Annotated in this window: 4 protein-coding genes; 3 read left to right on the top strand and 1 reads right to left on the bottom strand. The window is 70.3% G+C overall.

What is annotated here, in order from left to right; genetic code table 11:
* The coding region (locus tag M3Q23_04750) for an NAD-dependent formate dehydrogenase (protein MDP9341422.1) at nucleotides 1-628 on the bottom strand (628 nt) is incomplete at its 3' end.
* Between the two features lie 299 nt (nucleotides 629-927).
* Between M3Q23_04750 and M3Q23_04745 the strand changes: the two genes are divergently transcribed.
* The 3 genes from M3Q23_04745 to M3Q23_04735 form a co-directional block, all read left to right on the top strand.
* Nucleotides 928-1,131, top strand: a complete 204-nt coding sequence (locus M3Q23_04745; protein MDP9341421.1) for a hypothetical protein — start codon at nucleotides 928-930, stop codon at nucleotides 1,129-1,131.
* A gap of 427 nt (nucleotides 1,132-1,558) precedes the next feature.
* Nucleotides 1,559-2,086: an RNA polymerase sigma factor gene (locus M3Q23_04740; GenBank protein ID MDP9341420.1), complete on the top strand. Its 528-nt coding sequence runs from the start codon at nucleotides 1,559-1,561 to the stop codon at nucleotides 2,084-2,086.
* Nucleotides 2,083-3,120 (top strand): hypothetical protein (locus M3Q23_04735; protein ID MDP9341419.1); only part of this gene is annotated, 1,038 nt, incomplete at its 3' end. The genes M3Q23_04740 and M3Q23_04735, both read left to right, overlap by 4 nt.

Genomic DNA, 3,120 nt, shown 5'->3' with positions numbered 1-3,120 from the left:
GCCGCAGTACAGCCGAGCCGATCCGCCCCGCGGCAACGGTGCCTACGGTCATGCCCTCGAGGTCGTAGGACCGCGATACGCAATCGGCGATGTTCCAGCCGTCCTTCATGACCCACTGGTAGGAGGGGATGTAGTTCCGCACCAGCGACAGGATCATCATGACCACATGCTCGGCGACACTGATGCTGTTGCAGTACGTCACCTCTGTGACGGTGATGCCGTGATCGATCGCAGCCTGGAGGTCGACGTGGTCGGAGCCGATCCCCGCCGTGATCGCGAGCTTCAGCTTCGGCGCCTTCGCGATCCGCTCGGCCGTCAGGTACGCGGGCCAAAACGGCTGAGAGATGACGATGTCGGCGTCTACCAGCTCGCGTTCGAACACGGAGTCGGCGCCGTCCTTGTCCGAGGTAACGATCAGCGTATGACCCTGCTCTTCCAAGAATCGGCGCAGGCCGAGCTCTCCGGAAACGCTGCCCAGGAGCTCGCCCGGGTTGAAGTCGACACCACGCGGCGTGGGCAGGGTTTGACCATCGGGATAGCGTTCGAGCGTTGGGATGTCGTCCCGTGCGTAGGAACTCGGGTATCCGTCGACTGGGTCGTCGTAGAGGACGCAAACGATCTTCGCCATGCTCTTCCCTCCCTCTAGGTGAACTGAGGTAACCCGAGTCCGGCGCCGCCCGGAGGAAGCGGCCTCGGGTACAGGGGCCTGGCCTCGGACACGGGATGCGGCCAGACCACGAGCTTCCTCCCGCGCCGCCGAAACGGGCCCCGGTCTCCAGGGTCCTCCCTCAGACTACGCCCCTCCGACGCGGCGAGGACGGAGCCCGGTTACGACCGACGCTCGGTCCGTCATTGCTGTGCCCCCGCCGATCGCAGCCATAGGGACGCCTGCGCCGGCTGCATGGTCTCCTGGACGACGGCGACGAGATGGCCGGACAGCTCGTCCAGGTCGACCTCGTCGCGGAGCCGGGCGGGTGGAACTGCGTGAGGGGCGCCGTTCCCGGGGGCGCGCCGTCGAAGGCGACCCACCGCCGGTCTGGAGACAGCGCAGGGCGCTTCGCGTTCTGGTGGTTGGGGACGATGCGGTTCACGCCCGACCCGTTGGGGCGCATCGCCCACAGGGACGGGTAGGGGGAATCGCTCCAGTACACGATCAGCGAGCCTCCTCCGTCCCCCGGGCCCGCCGTCGACGCCGCGCACGGACCGGCGGCACGTGACGTCCCCGCGGGCGAGACCGTCGGGCTCGGCATGGTGGTGACTGCGACGACGGAACTCGTGGCGGAGGGGGCCGCCGTTTCGGCGGTGCACGAGACCGCCACCACCATGGCCACGACCATCGCGACCGACGCGGCGAGAGCGCGAACCGAGGTCATCTGAGCGATGTACACACCAGGGGCCTATCCGGTTCCCCCCTTGGCATTGTCCCGGGCTCGGGGTAAGGGAGACCGGACGCCCGGACATATCGAGGGCGGGACCGCGATACGAACGGGAAGGGGGAGCGCTGGACGGCGACCGGAAGGGCCGCTTCGAGCTCCTGTATCACCGCCACGCCGGGCAGGTGTACGCCTACGCCCGCCGGCGGTGGGGTGCGGACGACGCGCCCGAGATCGTGGCGGACACGTTCCTGGTGGCGTGGCGGCGCCTGGATGATGTGCCGGCGGACGCCCTCCCGTGGCTCCTCGGCGTGGCCAGGCACGTGATCGCCAACCACCGCCGATCCGCCGGCCGCAGGGCGGCCCTCCAGTCGCGCCTGGAGTTCTCCCGGCCCATGACTCACCAGGATCCGATCCCGGCGATCGACGCGCGGATCGACGTCCGGCGCGCCCTCGACCGGCTGCCGCCGGCCCAGCGTGAGGCCCTGCTGCTGGTGGCGTGGGAACGTCTGGACGTCCCTCGAGGCGCCGTGGCCGCGGGCTGCTCGCGTGCCACGTTCTCGGTGCGCCTGCATCGGGCCCGGCGACGGCTGATGAAAGAACTCCGCTCCGCCGGACAGTCCATGGACGACAGGGCGACGAGCGACGAGGCAGATCCCGAGGCGGACCGTCGCCCGGCCGAAGCGGTTCCGGAGAAGGGGGAGCGAGAGTGAGCGCGGCGGATCTCATCAAGCTGGTGCGGGAGGCGGACCCGGCCCCGGACGCCATGGCGTCGGCATGGGGCCGGTCGCGGGAGGCCGAACTGATCCTGCTTGCCACGCTGGCGTCGGAGCCTGCCCGGCGCCGCCCCCATGTCGTCCGGCGCTCTGCGCGGATCGCGCTTGTCGCCGGCCTGCTGGTGGTGATCGGGGGAGTGGCCGCGGGCGCGGCCGCGATCCTGGGGCAGCCTGCCCCTCCCGAGGTCAAGCATGACATCCAGTCGGTGGACGCCGGCCTCCCCGCCGACCTGGCTCTGAATCCGGATGTGCAGCGAGCCCATGTCGTCGCATCGACCGGGTCGTCCACGCTGTACGCCGCGACGCTGAAGGACGGGGGATATTGCATGGAGCTGGCCTCCGGCGGTGCGCCCCGAGGCGCCGTGTGCACCATCGCGTCGCAGGAGCTGCCCATCGACCTGACGGTCCCGTTCAGCGATCCCGTGACCGAAACAAGCCCGGTCACGGCCGGGGGCAGGGTGAACGCGTCGACCGCCGCGACGCTGTCCGTCCACTTCCCCGACGGTTCGGAGGCCGAGATTCCCCTGGGGGACGACGGGTTCTTCGTGTACGACGTCCCGGCCGCCGAGCTCGCCTCGGTGCACCAGGGCGGGTTCCTGCTGATGGCGCGGGACCCCGCCGGCGCCGAGGTGGCCGAGGCGCGGCTCCCGGCCGACTTCGCCGAGGGTCCGCGGGATCAGGACCAGCCGCTGTTCGTCAGCACGATCAGCGACGGGAGCGACTTCACCAAGGTTCTGGGCGTGGAGGGCTCGGTCAACGCGCAGGGCGCCGTGTCCCTGACGTTCACCTACCCGGACGGGACCACTATCGACGTCCCGCTGAAGCTGGACCGATCGTTCCGTTTCGATATCCCGCAGGGTCGCCAGGGGGATCTGTATCACGCACCCGGCACTCTCGTGGCACGCGACGCGGACGGCGACGTGGTGGCGCAGGCCCCGGTGGCGGCGGTCGCGTACTGGCGGGGCGTGGAG

The organism is Actinomycetota bacterium (genome assembly GCA_030774015.1).
GTDB lineage: Bacteria > Actinomycetota > UBA4738 > UBA4738 > JACQTL01 > JALYLZ01.
This window is presented reverse-complemented; position numbering and strand designations above follow the sequence as displayed.